The 16964-nt window shown below is 71.9% G+C and carries 13 protein-coding genes; 6 read left to right on the top strand and 7 right to left on the bottom strand.

The window, feature by feature from the left end; genetic code table 11:
• Positions 1–20 precede the first annotated feature (20 nt).
• From ACFU5K_RS17295 to ACFU5K_RS17285, 3 genes are all read right to left on the bottom strand, one after another.
• The gene (locus ACFU5K_RS17295) at positions 21–3632 is read right to left on the bottom strand and encodes a hydantoinase B/oxoprolinase family protein (protein ID WP_384062058.1); all 3612 of its coding nucleotides are present in this window, start codon (positions 3630–3632) and stop codon (positions 21–23) included.
• A 121-nt stretch (positions 3633–3753) separates the two neighbouring features.
• Positions 3754–5172, bottom strand: a complete 1419-nt coding sequence (locus ACFU5K_RS17290; protein ID WP_384062055.1) for a HEAT repeat domain-containing protein — start codon at positions 5170–5172, stop codon at positions 3754–3756.
• Positions 5173–5416: 244 nt separating this feature from the next.
• On the bottom strand, positions 5417–5809 hold the full coding sequence (locus tag ACFU5K_RS17285; RefSeq protein ID WP_384062052.1) for an ankyrin repeat domain-containing protein: 393 nt from the start codon (positions 5807–5809) through the stop codon (positions 5417–5419).
• A 288-nt stretch (positions 5810–6097) separates the two neighbouring features.
• Here ACFU5K_RS17285 and ACFU5K_RS17280 point away from each other — a divergent pair, with 288 nt between their 5' ends.
• Both ACFU5K_RS17280 and ACFU5K_RS17275 read left to right on the top strand, forming a co-directional pair.
• Positions 6098–6292 (top strand): hypothetical protein, encoded by a 195-nt coding sequence (locus ACFU5K_RS17280; RefSeq protein WP_277335051.1) that lies wholly within the window; start codon positions 6098–6100, stop codon positions 6290–6292.
• A gap of 37 nt (positions 6293–6329) precedes the next feature.
• Entirely contained in the window at positions 6330–7961 is a 1632-nt protein-coding gene (locus ACFU5K_RS17275) for a hypothetical protein (RefSeq protein WP_384062049.1), read from the top strand.
• An 11-nt stretch (positions 7962–7972) separates the two neighbouring features.
• Here ACFU5K_RS17275 and ACFU5K_RS17270 read toward each other — a convergent pair whose 3' ends face one another.
• Positions 7973–9472, bottom strand: a complete 1500-nt coding sequence (locus ACFU5K_RS17270; protein ID WP_384062047.1) for a PLP-dependent aminotransferase family protein — start codon at positions 9470–9472, stop codon at positions 7973–7975.
• Positions 9473–9572: 100 nt separating this feature from the next.
• On the opposite strand from ACFU5K_RS17270, the gene ACFU5K_RS17265 reads away from it, so the two are divergent.
• The 4 genes from ACFU5K_RS17265 to ACFU5K_RS17250 all read left to right on the top strand — a co-directional run bounded on the left by ACFU5K_RS17265 (position 9573) and on the right by ACFU5K_RS17250 (position 13051).
• On the top strand, positions 9573–10241 hold the full coding sequence (locus ACFU5K_RS17265; protein WP_384062044.1) for a YitT family protein: 669 nt from the start codon (positions 9573–9575) through the stop codon (positions 10239–10241).
• On the top strand, positions 10238–11002 hold the full coding sequence (locus ACFU5K_RS17260; RefSeq protein WP_384062041.1) for a glycerophosphodiester phosphodiesterase: 765 nt from the start codon (positions 10238–10240) through the stop codon (positions 11000–11002). Before ACFU5K_RS17265 ends, ACFU5K_RS17260 begins: the two co-directional genes overlap by 4 nt.
• Before the next feature lie 46 nt (positions 11003–11048).
• Positions 11049–12413, top strand: a complete 1365-nt coding sequence (locus ACFU5K_RS17255; RefSeq protein ID WP_384062038.1) for an MFS transporter — start codon at positions 11049–11051, stop codon at positions 12411–12413.
• Between the two features lie 263 nt (positions 12414–12676).
• A complete protein-coding gene (locus ACFU5K_RS17250) occupies positions 12677–13051 on the top strand; it encodes an RNA polymerase-binding protein RbpA (RefSeq protein WP_266363297.1) in 375 nt (124 codons plus the stop codon).
• A gap of 154 nt (positions 13052–13205) precedes the next feature.
• On the opposite strand, the gene fxsA is transcribed toward ACFU5K_RS17250, so the two are convergent.
• The 3 genes from fxsA to ACFU5K_RS17235 form a co-directional block, all read right to left on the bottom strand.
• Positions 13206–13799, bottom strand: coding sequence for an FxsA family membrane protein (gene fxsA, locus ACFU5K_RS17245; protein ID WP_384062035.1), 594 nt, complete (start codon positions 13797–13799; stop codon positions 13206–13208).
• Positions 13800–13878: 79 nt separating this feature from the next.
• Positions 13879–14646, bottom strand: coding sequence for a polyprenol monophosphomannose synthase (locus ACFU5K_RS17240; RefSeq protein WP_384062033.1), 768 nt, complete (start codon positions 14644–14646; stop codon positions 13879–13881).
• A 536-nt stretch (positions 14647–15182) separates the two neighbouring features.
• Positions 15183–16823: an amidohydrolase gene (locus tag ACFU5K_RS17235; RefSeq protein WP_384062030.1), complete on the bottom strand. Its 1641-nt coding sequence runs from the start codon at positions 16821–16823 to the stop codon at positions 15183–15185.
• Positions 16824–16964 lie beyond the last annotated feature (141 nt).

Genomic DNA, 16964 nt, shown 5'->3' with positions numbered 1-16964 from the left:
TGCGTGCGCGCCCCGACCGGTCAGAGCGACCCGTAGCCGCCCCCGCCCGGGGTGCGCACGACAAGGACGTCCCCGGCGGCCAGCTCGGCGGTGTCGCAGCCCTCGAGCGGGGTGACGGTCGTGCCGTCGGCACGTTCCACGTGCTGATCCCCGAGCGCGCCGGGGCAGCCGCCGGCCATTCCGTACGGCGGTACCCGGCGGTGTCCCGACAGCAGGGCCACGGTGACGGGTTCGAGGAAGCGGATCCTGCGCTCCACCCCGTCGCCGCCGCGCCGGCGTCCCCGGCCGCCGCTGCCCTGGCGTACGCGGAAGCTCTCCAGCAGCACCGGGTAGCGCCACTCGAGGATCTCCGGATCGGTGAGGCGCGAGTTGGTCATGTGCGTCTGCACGGCGTCCGCGCCGTCGAAGTCGTCACCGGCTCCGGATCCGCTCGCGATTGTCTCGTAGTACTGCACGCGGTCGTTGCCGAACGTGAGGTTGTTCATCGTCCCGGAGCCCTCCGCCTGGACGTGCAGCGCGGCGTAGAGGGCGCCGGTGACGGCCTGCGAGGTCTCCACGTTGCCGGCGACGGTCGCCGCCGGATGGACGGGGGCCAGCATCGAGCCGTCCGGGATGCGGACGTCCAGGGGCTTCAGGCAGCCGCTGTTGAGCGGGATGTCCTCGTCCACGAGCGTGCGGAACACGTAGAGGACAGCGGCCATGACCACGGATCGGGGGGCGTTGAAGTTGCCGCTCCGCTGGGGCGAGGTGCCGGCGAAGTCGAGGACGGCGCCGCGTGTCTCTCGGTCCACCGTCACGGCCACCTCGATGAAGGCTCCTTCGTCCGTCTCGTAGCGGCAGGAGCCGTCACCCAGCCCCGCGACGATCCGGCGTACCGATTCCTCCGCGTTGTCCTGGACGTGGCCCATGTACGCCTCGACGACGTCACGGCCGAACTGGGACGTCATGCGCCTGAGTTCCGCGATGCCCTTCTCGTTGGCCGCGATCTGGGCGCGCAGGTCGGCGAGATTGGTGTCCGGGTCGCGCGAGGGGTGGGGGGCGGCGGTGAGCAGGTGCCTGGTCTCCGCCTCGCGGAGCACTCCGTCGCGCACGAGCGGCCAGTTGTCGAACAGGACTCCTTCCTCGTGGATCGTGCGGCTGAAGGGGGGCATGGAGCCGGGGGTGATGCCGCCGATCTCGGCGTGGTGGCCGCGCGAGGCCACCAGGAAGCGCAACTGCGGCTCCGGGCCGTCGGCCGGCTCGTCGAACACTGGGGTCACGACGGTCACGTCGGGCAGGTGGGTACCGCCGTGGTACGGGTCGTTGACGGCGTAGACGTCACCGGGGCGCAGGGAGCCCGCGTTGCGTCTCAGTACCTCCTTGATGGACTCGCCCATCGATCCCAGGTGGACCGGGATGTGCGGCGCATTGGCCACCAGGTCGCCGTCCGCGTCGAACAGTGCACACGAGAAGTCGAGCCGCTCCTTGATGTTGACGGAGTGTGCCGTGTTCTGGAGCCGCACGCCCATCTGTTCGGCGATCGACATGAAGAGGTTGTTGAACACTTCGAGCATGACCGGGTCCACCCGGGTGCCGACGGCGGTGCGTCCGGGCCGGGGGTCCACCCGCTTCAGCACCAGGTGTCCGGCCGGTCCGGCCAGGGCCTGCCAGCCGGGGTCGACGACGGTGGTGGCGTCGTCCTCGGTGACGACGGCCGGACCGGTCACGGTGTCGTCGGGGCGCAGTTCCGCGCGCCGGTACAGTCCCGCTTCGCGCCACCCGCCCCCGGTGAAGACGGGGACCATGGCGGGCGGCCCGGGCGGTCCCCCGCGGTCGCTCGTGCCGGTGTCGGGCAGCGTGTGGGGTCCGGCGGTTCCGGTGGCTTCCACGGAGACTGTCTCGACCACGAGGGGTTTGTCCATCGTGAACCCGAAGCGGGCCCGGTGCGCCTCTGTGAACTCCCCGGTCATGGCCCGGGGTGTGCCGTGGCCCACGGGCAGCGCGGCGTCCGTCCCGGCGTAGCGCAGGAGAATCCTGGCCCGGGTGCGGATGGCGTCGTCGGGTACGCCGTCGGCGCGGAGGTCTGCGCGCGTCCGAGCGGCCAGTCCTTCGCAGATGTCGCCCACCCGGGCCGCGCTCCCGTCGTCCAGTTCGGCCTCCACGGACTGCTCGCGCATCGCCGTGGCGTCGGCGAGGCCGATCCCGTACGCCGAGAGGACCCCGGCGAGCGGCGGGACGAGGACGGTGTCGATGCCGAGGGCGTCGGCGACGGCGCAGGAGTGCTGGCCGCCCGCACCGCCGAAGCCGGTGAGCGCGTAGCGGGTGACGTCGTGGCCCCGCTGGACGGAGATCTTCTTGACGGCGTTGGCCATGTTCAGCACGGCGATCTCCAGGAAGCCCGCGGCAACTTCGGCCCCGGTGCGGGACCGGCCCGTGGCGGACGACACCTCCTCGGCAAGTGCGTCGAAGCGTCTCCCCACGAGTTGCGCGTCGAGGGGCTGGTCGCCTCCCGGGCCGAAGACCGCGGGGAAGTGTTCCGGGCGGATGCGGCCGAGCATCACATTGGCGTCGGTGACGGTGAGCGGCCCGCCGCGCCGGTAGCAGGCGGGTCCCGGGTCCGCCCCGGCCGAGTCGGGGCCGACGCGGTAGCGCCGTCCGTCGAAGTGCAGCACGGACCCGCCGCCCGCGGCGACGGTGTGGATGCTCATCATCGGGGCGCTCATCCGCACCCCGGCGACCTGTGTGCCGAGCTCGCGCTCGAACTCCCCGGCGTAGTGGGACACATCGGTGGAGGTGCCGCCCATGTCGAAGCCGATGACCCGGTCGTACCCCGCCTGCTCCGACGTCCGGGCCATGCCGACGACGCCCCCGGCCGGTCCGGAGAGCACCGCGTCCTTGCCGCGGAAGTGGGCGGCCTCGCGCAGCCCGCCGTTGGACTGCATGAACATGAGCCTGATTCCCGCGAGTTCACCGGCGACCTCGTCGACGTATCGGCGCAGGATCGGTGAGAGGTAGGCATCGACGACGGTGGTGTCACCCCGGGGCACGAGCTTGATCAGCGGGCTGACCTCGTGCGAACAGCTGATCTGGGTGAAGCCGGCGGTTCTGGCCTCCTCGGCGACGGCCCGTTCGTGCTCCGGGTGGCGATAGCCGTGCATGAGCACGACGGCCGCGCTGCGGATGCCCTCGCCCGCGGCCGCCCGCAGGCCTTCGGCCACCGCGGTCCGGTCGAGGGGCCTCACGACCGCGCCCCTGGCGTCGATGCGCTCCGGGACCTCCACGACCCGGTCGTAGACGGCTTCCGGGAGCAGGATGCGGCGGTCGAAGAGGCGGGGCCTGTTCTGGTACGCGATTCTGAGGGCGTCCCGGAAGCCCTCGGTGATGACCAGGACGGTCGGCTCGCCCCGCCGCTCCAGCAGGGCGTTCGTCGCGACGGTGGTGCCCATCTTCACCCCGGCGACCCGGTCGGCCGGGACCGGCTCTCCGGGGCGCAGCCCCAGCAGCAGCCGGATACCGGCGACGGCCGCGTCGCGGTAGCGGTCCGGGTCCTGCGACAGCAGTTTGCGGGAGACCAGGCGTCCGCCGGGGTCACGTCCCACCACGTCGGTGAAGGTGCCGCCGCGGTCGATCCAGAACTCCCACCGTCCGGTCATCCCTCCATTCTCCCGTGAGGGACGAACCCCCGCAGGGAGGGCGCGGGCAGCGAGGTGCCCGGCGGTCCGCAGGGGACGGTCGACACGCGGCTCCGGCCCCGGGCGTCCCGGAGCCACCGGCTCAGACGGCGGGTGCGTCCGGTCCGATCCTGCTGCGTACCGCCGTCTGGACCTCGGCCTCCTCGGCAGGGTCGGCGGCGAGCCTGCGCAGGCGTTCGGCGACCCGGATGTCCCCGGTCTCGGCGTGCAGCGCGGCGAGTTCCCTGGTGGTCTCCTCACAGTCCCAGAGACACTCGACGGCGAATCCGGTGGGGAAGGACGGGTCCGTGGCGGCCAGCGCGCGGGCGGCCCTTCCCCGCAGGTGCGACGAGGACGTCTCCCGGTACACGTGGCGTAGTACCGGCGCCGCGCAGGCGATGCCCAGGCGTCCCGTGCCGTCGACGAGGGTCCACAGGCGCTGGGCGTCGGGTCCGTCCCCGCGTACGGTCTCGCGCAGGGCGCCGAGGACGAGCGGGGCGTCCCGTGCCACGCCCCGGCAGGCGAGCACTCCGGCCGCCGAGGCTCCGAGGGCGTCGGGCCGGTGGGCCCAGCGCCGTGCCCGTTCGACGGCCACCTCACCGGTCATGCGTTCGAAGGCGGCCACGGCCGCGTCGGCGACCACGGGCGACGGGCCGACGACCGACTGTTCGACGAGGTCGAGCACGGCCGGGTCCTGGACCTGAGCGAGATAGTGCAGGGCCGCGCACCGGGCGCCCTCGGAGCCGCTGCGCGCGGCCTCGATGATGACGGGCCGGTCCTCGGCACCCGCTACGGCGGAGAGGCAGCGGGCGGCGGGGACGTGGAGCACGCTGCCGCGCTCCAGCCCTTCCTGGGCCCAGTCGAGTACCGCCCGGACGCTCCAGCCGGGACGCGGGCCCCGGGGGTTCATCTGGCGTTGCCACCGGTCGAAGGAGCCCTGCTCCGTCGCCGCCCGGATGCGGGCGCCGACCGCTTCGCGGGGGTCGTCGGCCCAGAGCCGCCAGGGGCGGGGTTCGAAGGCGTCCCGTACGGTGGCGGCCAGTTCGGCGGAGCCCTCGGCAGTGGCGGGGAACCGGGCGAGTACCGGTTCGGCGAGGGAACGCAGCCCGGCGTCGTCGTCGCGCAGGGCCAGCTCGTCGAGCGCCCAGACCCAGTTGGCGCCGGTCGCGGCGTAGCGCCGCAGGAGGGCAAGGGCGTCGTCGCGCCCGTACGAGGCGAGGTGCCCGAGTACGGCGAGGGCCAGGCCCGTGCGGGATTCGTCGGTGTCGAGATGGTCCTCGGGATCCGACAGGTGCCGCTCGATCTCCTCGGTGCCGCCGTCGAGGTCCAGATAGAGGCGGGCGTAGTAGAGGCTGCGGTTCTCCACCTGCCAGTCATGACGCGGATCGCTCAGGACGCAGTGGTTGAGAGCAGCGAGGGCCTCGGGGCGCGGTGCGGCGAGCGCGTGGAGCGTGCCGTCGCCGCGGCCCCTCTGCAGCAGGCCGAGCAGTGTGCCGCTCGGCGCTATGAACGGATCGAACATAGGGAAAGCCTCACATCAAGCTGTCGACGCAATCGGGACTGTGCTGTTCCATGTGCCGGGGAGAGACATCTCCTAGGCCGCGCAGCAACATGATCGGCCGACCGCCGTCTTCTGCCTGGTGCTCATCTTCCTCTGCCTCTCGTCGGTGGCCCGGAGCGGGCCCGCGACGTCATGATGACCCAGCCATTTCGCCGACGCGACCACATTTACGGCGCAACGCCCCGCGGGCGGTCCGGACGGCGCCTCAGCGCGCACCGAAGAGTTCCAGCAGGTCGTCCTTGCCGAACATGCGCGCGGTGTCCACCGCGGACGGTGTTCCGGCGGCGGGATCGGCCCCCGCCGCGAGCAGTGCGTCGATCACCGGGCGCTCCCCCTTGAAGACGGCTCCGGCCAAGGGTGTCTGCCCCCGGTCGTTGGCGCGGTCCGGGTCCGCACCGCGGTCCGCGAGTGCCACGACGGCGGGGGCGTGCCCGTGGTAGGCCGCGAGCATGAGCAGGGTGTCGCCCCGGTCGTTGGTGAGGTTGGCGGGGACGCCCGCGTCGACGTAGGCCGCGAGCGTGTCGCTCTCGCCCCGGCGGGCCAGGTCGAAGACCTTGGTCGCCAGTTCGATCACCTCGGGACCGGGGGTATCGCTCATCGGACGGACCGCCTTCCGTTGCCGTTGCCGACCTGGTGGGGAGTACGGCGGGGGGACCGTACGAGTGAATCGACAGGGTACTGCTCCCGGGCGGTCGGCAGCCTGCCCCGATGCGGCGAAGGATCGGGTGGTGTGTGGGCCGGAGGGTATCCAGGGGGACTCGCCTTTTATCCTCCGTTCGGGTGGAAACAGAGGATATTCACTCACTTGCACCTTTTGTCGTATTGATACATGTTGTGATCCTGGAAGTACTCATGGTGACTGTCCCCTCAACCAGGAGAACCGCTCATGATCCTCTCCATCTCGGGCGTGGTACTGCTCGGCATCATCGTCTTCCTGTTCTTCAAGAAGGACGGGCTCAAGGCCTCCCACGGCCTCATCTGCGCGCTGTTCGGCTTCTACCTGGCCGGCACCGCGATCGCCCCCAGCATCACCGCCGGCGGCGCGAGTCTCGCCAGCATGCTGGGCGGGATCAAGTTCTGACGCTCCGAAACCGTCCCCACCTCTCCAGGAGACCGAAGTGGCCCGGCGACCTCTCCCCCGCATTCTGAGCAGCGGCAGCGCTTCGATCACCCGCAGTCGGGAGATCGCGCGCACGGCCGCCGACAACGCCACCGACGTCCTTCATCCGCTGATCACGGTCACCCGTGGACTGCGGCTGCTGGCGGGAGCAGGGCGGCAGAAGTGGGCCGCAACGCCCAGGGAACGGCGCGGGCAAGCGCTCTTCCTCGTCGCGGCCTGCGTACTGGTGGTGGCGCTCATCCCCTACGGGCCCCTGCTGGCCCTCATCTCGGTGATGGGCGCCGCCGCGTGGCAGGGGCGCGACCGCACCCCTGCGAAGACCGGCCCCGACGAAGCCGGGGCGGCTCGCCTGCGAGCCCTGTACGAAGCGCTGGTGCCGCACTTCTCCGTGGCCGACGACCCCGGTCCGCTGTTCTCCCACGGCGGCGACTGGGAGAAGGCCTTCGACACGTCGTACGCCTTCGACGACGACGGCCGGCTCACCCGGCTCCGGGTGAACTACCCCGCGTACTTCACGGACGGCGACCCCGGGGCCCGCGCCCGGGTCGAGCAGGTGCTGCACTCGAAGTCCGGGCGGGGGCGCGAGTACCACTTCGCATGGGACGAGGAGGGCAACCACCTCCTGATGACCGTGCTCCCCGCCCTCCCCACCACGATCGCCGCCCAGCGGTTCGTCACCGCGCCCGGCGAGGCCGTACTGGGCTTCACCGACGCCGACGCGGTGCCGCGCACCGTCCCGGTCCAGGACGGCGACGCGACACGCGACGCCTCTCCGGCGATCTGGCGGACCGGCGCCCGTTCCACGGAACCTCACCTGCTGGTCGCCGGGCACCCGGGCAGCGGGGCCACGACCCTGCTGCGCTCCCTGGCCCTGCAAGCGCTCCAGCACGGCGACGTCCTCGTCGTCGAGGGCAGCGGAACGGGAGAGTACGGCTTCCTGAGCGGACGCGACGGCGTACTGGCCGTGGAGCGCGGTCTCGCCGGGGCTCTCGCGACGCTCGAATGGGCCGCGCACGAGACCGAACGCCGTCTCATCGCCGCGAACCGGGCCCGCCAGGCGGGACACGCCGAGCCCGAGGACATCAGGCGTCCTCTCTGGATCCTGCTGGACCGGCCGAGCGCGCTGGGACATCTGGCGGCGGCGGACGGCAGGCAGGACCCGCAGGAACTGCTCCAGGTACCGCTGCGCCACGGCCGCGCCGCCGGTGTGACGGTGGTGGTCGCCGAGCAGCTCGACAGCCTGGACACGCTCACCGAGGCAGTGCGCACCCACACCAGGGCGCGCGCCGTCCTCGGCGCCGCTACCCGCGAACAGGTCGAGTCGGTACTGGGCGTCCAGCCGCACACCACGCCGACCGACGACGTACCTCCCGGGCGCGGCTACACCCGGCTGGGCACCGGGCCGGTGCTGCGCCTTCAGGTCCCGGCGACTCCGGACCCGTACGACGACGCCACGAGCGACGCGCACCGGCAGGCCGTGCTCCAGCTGCTGCCGGGCGGAGCGCCGGCCGCCGGGGGGGACATGGGCAAGGGCAAGGGCACCGAGAAGGCTCCCTCCGGGCCCGCCGGCGAGCCCTCGCCCGTGCAGGCCGATTCGCTCGTCGCGACCCCCGCCGTCGCGGAGGGATGAGCGCGGGCGCCTCAGGCCACGAACGACCGGGGTGTCTCCGCCCCGGCCGCGACTCCGGAGCGGACCAGTTCGGCGGCGGCGGAGAGCCGCAGGGCCGCCTCGTCCGCAACGGGCCCTCCCACGGTGAACGGCAGGCGCACGTAGCCCTCGAAGGCACCGTCGACCCCGAACCGGGGCCCCGAAGGAACGCGCACTCCGACCCGCTCGCCCGCCACGGCCAGCCGGGAGCCGGAGAGCCCGCCGGTGCGCACCCACAGCGTGAGGCCGCCGCGGGGCACCTCGAACTCCCACTCCGGCAGTTCCCGGCGCAGCGCCCGCACCAGGTCGTCCCTGTTCTGCCTCGCCTGCCCGCGCCGTACGGCCACCGCCTGCTCCCAGCCGCCGGTGCGCATCAGCCAGTTGATGGCGAGCTGCTCCAGGACGGGTGTGCCCATGTCCGCGTAGGCGCGTGCCGCGACCAGGCTGCGGATGACGTCGGGCGCCGCCCTGACCCACCCGATCCGCATCCCGGCCCAGAACGCCTTGCTGGCGGAACCGACGGTCAGGACGGTGCTGCCGGCGGGATCGAAGGCGCAGACCCGGCGCGGCATCTCCACGTCCGCGTCCAGATGGAGCTCGTGCATGGTCTCGTCGACCACCAGGACCGTGCCCGCGGAACGGGCGGCCTCGACGAGGGCGCGCCGCTGCTGTTCGTCCGCAAGGGCCCCGGTGGGGTTGTGGAAGTCGGCGACGACGTACGCCAGCCGCGGGGCCGCGTCCCGCAGCACCTGCCGCCAGCGATTCATGTCCCAGCCACCCAGCCCCTCCTCCATCGCCACGGGGACCAGCCTGGCGCCGGCCTCCCGCATGAGCTGGAGGATGTTGGCGTAACTCGGGGACTCGACGGCGATGCGCTCGCCGCGTCCGGCGAAGAGGTGGCAGATGGCGTCGATGGCGCCCATGGCCCCGGTGGTGACCATGATCTGTTCCGGCATCGTGGGGATGCCACGCTCCGTGTACCGGTCCGCGATCATCTGGCGCAGCGCGGGGAGCCCTGCCGGGTAGTCCCCGTGGGTGTGCGCGTACGGCGGCAGCTCCTCCAGGGCGCCCTGCACGGCCCGGGTCAGCCACGGCTCGGGGGCGGGCAGCGAGGCGCAGCCCAGGTCGATCATGGAGCCGAGCGATTCCGGGGGCAGCGGTTCCAGGCCGCGGGCGGGCAGCGGGTTGCCCGCCGGGACCGCGGTCCAGCTTCCGGCCCCACGGCGCGACTCCAGGAACCCCTCGGCGCGCAGCGCCTCGTACGCCGCTGCCACGGTGGTCCGGCTGTGGGAGAGCGCGAGTGCGAGCTCGCGCTCGGCGGGCAGCCGGGCGGCGACCGGAACACGGCCTTCCAGCACGAGCAGGCGCACCCCGTCGGCGAGCGCCCGGTAGGCGGGCGGTTTGCGGCCGCCCGGTACCGGGGGACGGGCCTGCTGCGCCCGGAGCTGCCGGGCGAGCTGAGCCGCACCGACCGTCGAAGTCCACTGAGCCATGCAAATCAGTCCACCTTCCTCGGATTGGCCGTAGTTGGCGGCCGATCCCCCGCCACACAGTGACATGCAGCAGTCCACTACGACCATACGGGGGCACCACTTGTCCGACATGACCGCCCGGCGCGGCTCCCGGCTCACCCGGCGGCTGACTCACCTGTATGTGGGCCTGGCCCTGTACGGGGCGAGTTCGGCGCTCCTGGTCCGCGCGGGGCTGGGACTCGAACCGTGGGGCGTCCTGCACCAGGGGCTGGCCGAGCGGACCGGCATATCGATCGGGGTCGTGTCGATCATCGTCGGCGCGGTCGTCCTCCTCCTGTGGATCCCCATCAGGCAGCGCCCCGGGCTCGGCACCGTGTCCAACGTCTTCGCCGTCGGACTCGCCATGGACGGCACCCTCGCCCTCGTACCGGACGCGCACGGCCTCGCCGCGCAGATCCCGGTGATGACGGCGGGCATCGTGCTCAACGGGGTCGCCACCGGGCTTTACATCTCGGCGCGCTTCGGCCCGGGGCCGCGCGACGGCCTGATGACCGGTCTGCACCGGCTGACCGGCCGTTCCATCCGGCTGGTGCGTACGGCGATCGAGGTGGCCGTCGTGGCGACCGGCTTCCTGCTCGGCGGCTCACTGGGCGTCGGCACGGTCCTGTACGCACTGGCGATCGGCCCTCTCGCACAGCTCTTCCTGCGCGTCTTCGACCTCCTGGCGCCGGACGCGGGCCGTGCGGACGTCGCCGGACGGCCACCGTCGAAGGCGATACTTCCGCGGTGACCTCTGGACGCCATCCCTATCTGGACCATCCCTCGCCGATCCCCTTCGCCCACCGCGGCGGGGCGGCCGGCGGCTTGGAGAACACCGCCGCCGCGTTCCGGCGGGCGGCCGAGACCGGCTACCGCTACTTCGAGACCGACGTCCACGCCACTGCCGACGGCCGTCTCGTCGCCTTCCACGACCCGACGCTCGACCGGGTGACGGACGCGCACGGCCGAATCGCCGAGCTCCCCTGGGACGAGATCCGCCGGGCGAGGGTCGCGGGCAGCGAGCCCCTGCCGCTCTTCGAGGAACTGCTGGAGGAATTCCCCGAGGCCCGCTGGAACGTGGACATCAAGTCCGAGCGGGCCCTCGTCCCGCTCGTCGAACTGATCCGCAGGACCGGCGCCTGGGACCGGGTGTGCGTGGGGTCGTTCTCCGAGGCCCGGGTCGCCAGGGCCCAACGCCTCGCGGGTCCAGGTCTGGCCACCTCCTACGGGGTGCGCGGCATCCTCTGCCTGCGCCTGCGCTCGTACGGCATCCCGGCAGCGCTCCGGTCCGGGGCGGTCTGCGCGCAGGTCCCGGAGAGCCAGAACGGCATCCGCGTGGTGGACCGGAGGTTCGTCCACACCGCGCACGCGCTCGGGCTGCGGGTCCACGTCTGGACGGTCAACGAACCGGAACGGATGGCGGCACTCCTGGACCTCGGCGTCGATGGCATCATGACCGATCACATCGAGACGCTGCGCACGGTGCTGAGCGGGCGTGGGGCGTGGGCCTGACGCCGGGACCTGCCGCGTCCGCACGGGACGAGCGAGGGGGCGCGGCGTGAGCACCGACACCGCAGGAACGGCGGGGCCCGCCGAACAGCCGGCCGGGACCGTCGAGCGAAGGCGTGAGCAACGGGGCTGGTACTTCTACGACTTCGCGTGCTCCGTGTACTCGACCAGCGTCCTCACGGTCTTCCTCGGCCCCTATCTGACGTCGATCGCCAAGGCGGCCGCCGACGGGGACGGGTTCGTGCATCCGCTGGGCATACCCGTGCGGGCGGGCTCACTCTTCGCGTACGCCGTGTCGGTGTCCATCGTCGTGGCCGTGGTCGTCATGCCCGTCGTGGGCGCTGCCGCGGACCGCACAGGACGCAAGAAGCCACTGCTCGCCGCTGCGGCGTACACCGGCGCGACGGCGACGGCCTGCATGTTCTTCCTGGACGGGCACCGCTATCTGCTGGGGGCGTTCCTGCTGATCGTGGCGAACGCGTCGATCTCCGTGTCGATGGCCCTGTACAACGCCTATCTGCCGCAGATCGCCACCCCGGACGAACGCGACGCGGTCTCCTCCCGCGGCTGGGCCTTCGGGTACACCTCGGGGGCGTTCGTCCTCGTCCTGAACCTGGTCCTCTACACGGGCCACGACTCGTTCGGGCTGTCGGAGTCCGACGCGGTCCGGATCTGCATCGCGTCCGCCGGGGTGTGGTGGGGCGCCTTCTCCCTCGTACCACTGCGGCGGCTGCGCGACCGCCGTGTGGCCCCAGGCGGTGCGGGCGCGGTCGGCTCGGGCTGGCGGCAGTTGCGGGCGACCTTGCGCGACATGCGGCGCCATCCGCTCACGCTGTCCTTCCTGCTCGCCTATCTGGTCTACAACGACGGTATCCAGACGGTGATCTCCCAGGCCTCTCTGTACGGCTCCGAGGAGCTGGGCCTGGACCAGACGACTCTGATCACGGCGGTACTGCTCGTCCAGGTGCTCGCGGTGGCGGGTGCGCTGGGCATGGGGCGGCTCGCCCGGCTGTACGGCGCGAAGCGGACCATCCTCGGCTCACTGGCGGTGTGGACCCTGATCCTCGCGTCGGCGTACGTGCTGCCCGCCGGCGCGCCGGTGTTCTTCTACGCGCTGGCCGCGGCGATCGGCCTCGTACTGGGCGGCAGCCAGGCCCTGTCGCGGTCGCTGTTCTCGCACCTGGTCCCGCGGGGGAAGGAGGCGGAGTACTTCTCCGCCTACGAGATGAGCGACCGGGGACTCAGCTGGCTGGGGCCGCTGGTCTTCGGTCTCGGCTATCAGCTGACCGGCAGCTACCGGGATGCGATCATGTCCTTGGTGATCTTCTTCGCGCTCGGTTCGGTCCTGCTCGCGAGGGTCCCCGTACGGGCCGCGGTGGCCGCCGCGGGCAATCCGGTTCCGGAACGGATTTAGGCGTTGAAGTGAAAGGCCGGTAGTGTACGCCTTTGGCCTGCCCGGAGGACCGTTACTGCGTGCGGAAGAAGTCAAACCGTTGGGTGACAACTTCGACCAGATGTGACAAACCGGGCACCGATGGGTAAGCACCCAGACAAAGGCAGCGCACGACGGGCGACGCATGACCGGCAACGGGAATCTTCACCGCCGACCGGACGTTGACCGGATGACGACGACAGCGACTTCTGTCCTGTGGGCGACAAGCCCGGGAGGCACGATTCATGAGTGAGCGAGCTCTCCGCGGCACGCGACTCGTGGTTACCAGCTACGAGACGGACCGCGGCATCGATCTGGCCCCGCGCCAGGCGGTGGAGTACGCATGCCAGAACGGACATCGATTTGAGATGCCGTTCTCGGTAGAGGCGGAAATTCCGCCGGAGTGGGAGTGCAAGGCGTGCGGCGCCACGGCACTCCTGGTGGACGGGGATGGCCCCGAGGAGAAGAAGGGCAAGCCTGCGCGTACGCACTGGGACATGCTCATGGAGCGGCGCACCCGCGAGGAGCTGGAGGAAGTGCTGGCCGAGAGGCTGGCGGTCCTGCGCTCCGGCGCCATGAACATCGCCGTGCACCCGCGTGACAGCAGGAAGTCTGCCTGACCGCGACAACACCGCACAGATCAAGAGCCGCGGGCCGTGACACAGAACGTGTGTCACGGCCCGCGGCTCTTTTGCGCGGCTTTCGAATCTCCGGGGACACGTCTCGTCGCACGGCAGGAGTGCGAGCGCCCGCAACCAGGGGCGCGGGCCCGGCTCAGGGGGTCAACGGCGGACGGTCCCCGTCCGCGTCGTCGGGGCGCGGCCGACCGGTAGTCCCGTCCTCACGGATGACCTCACCCTGCACCACCTTGCCGTCGGGCCGGTGGATGCGGGCCTGCTGGAAGGCGTCGGAGAATCCTCCCGGGGCCACCGTGCGCATGCGGCGTTCCAGCGAGCGCTCGGCATAGCGGCCGAGCACGGCGCGGACCGGGGGCAGCAGGAGCAGGAGCCCCGCCGCGTCGGAGATCACCCCGGGGATCATCAGGAGCAGCCCGCCCAGCATCAGCAGGCCGTTGCCCTTGCTTCCCGTCCGGCCGGCCTGTGCATCGGCGGCGCCGGGCTGTCCGGGCATCTGCTGGAGGGTTTCGGTGAGGTTACGGAAGGCCCGTCGGCCCGCCCTCTTGATCACCACGGCGCCGAGCACTGCACCGGCGACCAGGATCAGCAGCACGGTGAAGCCGTTCGTCGCACCCGCCACCACGATCAGCAGCCAGATCTCCAGCACGATCCAGGCGGCGACGCCCAGCGGCAGGAGGGTGCGGGCGCGTGAGCGCCGTGGACGGTTCGGAGGCGGTGTGCCGGTCGTCATGACCCCAGTGTGCCTGTAAGGGCGTGCAAGCGGCGTAAGGGGCTGATCTTGGCGCCGCTACGGCGCAGGCGGGCGCCGGTCAGGACGTCTTGCGCCGCAGGACCTTGCTGGCCCTGCCCGTAATGCCCCAGCCGGTGACCCGCCACAGGGCCTCCACGAGGATGTCCCGGCTCATCTTGGAGTCGCCGATCTCGCGTTCCATGAACGTGATCGGCACCTCGACGACGTGGTATCCCGCCTCGACGGCACGCCGGGCGAGGTCGACCTGGAAGCAGTACCCCTGCGAGGCGACCTCGTCGAGGCCGAGGCCGTCGAGCGTCGGCGTACGGAAGGCCCGGTAGCCGCCGGTGACGTCGCGCACCGACAGGCCCAGCAGCATCCGGGAGTAGAGGCTCCCGCCGCGCGAGATCATCTCGCGGTGCCTGGGCCAGTTGACCACCCGGCCGCCGGGCACCCAGCGCGAGCCGAGGACCAGGTCGGCCCCCTTGAGGGCGGTGAGGAGGCGGGGCAGTTCCTCCGGCTGGTGGGAGCCGTCGGCGTCCATCTCGACCAGGACGCCGTAGTCGTGCTCGGAGCCCCAGCGGAAGCCGGCGAGGTAGGCGGCGCCGAGCCCTTCCTTGCCCTCGCGGTGCAGGACGTGCACGTGGCTGTCGCCGGCCGCGAGTTCGTCGGCGGCCTTTCCCGTGCCGTCGGGGCTGTTGTCGTCGGCGACGAGGATGTCCGCTTCCGGGACGGCGGCGCGCACCCGGGCGGCGATGAGCTTGATGTTCTCGGCCTCGTTGTAGGTCGGAATGATCACCAAGACTCTGCCGAGCGGGCCGAACTGCCTCTGACCGCCGTCGTTCACTACTGCCCCTTAAAGTCCGTACGCAGGTGCACACCATATCCAGCGCGCGGGGGCCGTTACTCCGACGCGGTCACGGGCCGGCGTGCGGCGTGCGGACAGATGCGTGGAACTGCGGACAGAAGAACAGCACCGCGGATCGGGGCCCGGTGTCCTTCGGGCCGACCTGGGACCCGCTGGCTGCGGGTCGACCGAAAGCCGTTGTCTACTGAACCTCCGGGCCCCACCCGGGTCACACCTGCCGTCCGGACGAAACCACCCCTCGCCCCCGAGGCGCGGGCGCTGAACCTGGCTGTCAGTGGTGGTGCGCCGGTGCGGCACACCACCTCATGACCCAGCGGCGTTCGACGACTGCGTGGAGGTTTGACCCGGTCGGACGTCCAGTGGTGGACCCGGCCGAACCTACCGGCCAGTGGGCGCTTTCTGTCAACAGCCGCGCGACCTGCGGTTTCCTTCGAAAATGCCTGGTCAGTGACGCGGGCTCACAGGTCGCGGCAGCGCACCCGCGCCTTCGATCGGCGGTACGAAATCCCAGGACGTCACTCGTTCGGCCTTACGTAGACGGTGTGTCCGAACACCACCGTGCGGAGGCAGACCGGGAGTTCGGCTCCGGGCGTGAGATCGGGCAGGCCGGGGGTGCCGGAGCGGGGATCGGTCGACCAGCGCGCCACCCGGTCGTCGGGGGCCTGGACCAGCAGTTCACCGGTACGCCAGACGGCGTAGTCGGCCGGGGCTCCCGGCACGAGCACACCCGCGTCGTCGCGGCCGACGGCCCGCCACCCTCCCCGGGTGTGGGCGGTGAAACCGGCACGTACGGAGATGCGGTGCTCCGGTGTGCGGTGGTGGGCCGCGGCCCGCACGGTCCCCCAGGGGTCCAACGGGGTGACGGGGCTGTCCGAACCGAAGGCGAGGGGCACGCCGGCGCGCAGCAGGGCGGCGTACGGGTTCAGGGTCGCGGCGCGCTCCGCTCCCAGGCGCGCGGCGTACATCCCGTCGGCCCCTCCCCACGCGGCGTCGAAGGCGGGCTGGACCGAGGCGGTGAGGCCCAGTTCGGCGAAGGCGGCGATGGTCTGAGGGGTGAGCATCTCCGCGTGCTCGACCCGGTGACGTGCGGCCCTGACGCGGGCGAGCCCGAGGTTCTCCGAGGCCGTCCGGACTCCGTCCACGACGGCTGTGACCGCCGCGTCGCCGATGGCGTGGAACCCGGCCTGCAGCCCCGCCTCGGTGCACGCCGTCACATGCGCGGCGATCCCGGCGGCGTCGAGCCGCCCGGTGCCGGTGTGCGGGGCGTCGGCGTACGGCTCGTGCAGCAGGGCCGTGTGCGAACCGAGCGAACCGTCGACGAAGAGGTCACCGGCAGCGCCCACGGCACCGAGCTCACGGACGCGAAGGGCGCCCTTCGCGTCCTCGATCCGCTCGGCCCAGTAGCCGAACACCCGGGGGCCGGGCTGCTCGGCTGCGAGCTTCAGCAGGCCGGTGAAGTCGTCCTCGTCCGAGATGTCGGGGCCGGCGCACTCGTGCACGGTGCCGATCCCGAGCGACGCGGCGTGCGCCAGTGCGGCCCGCTGGGCCTCCCGGCGCTGCGCGGGAGTGACCGCGCCGTGAGCCGCCGCGCGGACGGCGTGATGGGCGTCGCCGGTCAGGGGCGCCTCGGGGTGGTAACCGGGCATCGAGGTGACACCGGGAACGAGGTCGAGGAGCGCCGTGCTCACGACGGCGGAGTGGACGTCCACACGGGGCAGGTAGAGGGCGCGGCCGCCGGCGGCCTCGTCGAGCTCACCGCGGGACGGGGGCCGCTGTCCGGGCCAGCGTGCCGCGTCCCACCCGTGACCGAGGATCACCCGGTCCCCCGGGTGACCGTTCACGAACGCGCGAACGAGATCGAGGGCCTCGGCGAGTGTGCGGGCACCGGAGAGGTCCAGCCCCGTGAGGGCGAGTCCGGTCGACGTGGTGTGGACGTGGGAGTCGGTGAACGCCGGGGTGACCAGAGCCCCTTCCAGGTCGATCACCTCGTCGACGCCGCTCGCGAAGGCGTCTGCGGCCCCCTCGGAACCGACCCAGGCGACATGGCCGCGTTCGACGACCATCGCGGTGGCGAACGGATCGGCGGGGCTGTGGACGTCTCCACCGCGCAGAAGTACGGTGCGGTGTTCGCTCAGGGGGGCGGCGCTCTCGGTCATGGGACCAGTCTGGCGCCTGCCGGAAGCGGTTCTGCCCGCACCCCCTCCCACAAGCAGCGTTCCGGTCCGGCCGAGCCGCCGTTCAGGGAGGTTCCGGCCGGTGCGGACTGCCGGAGATCGAGGGTCCGGCCCCTCCCGCAC

Origin of the sequence: Streptomyces sp. NPDC057428, assembly GCF_042803195.1 — a bacterium.
GTDB lineage: Bacteria > Actinomycetota > Actinomycetes > Streptomycetales > Streptomycetaceae > Streptomyces.
The sequence above is the reverse complement of the archived record's forward strand: the minus strand, read 5'-3'. Positions and strand labels throughout refer to the sequence as shown.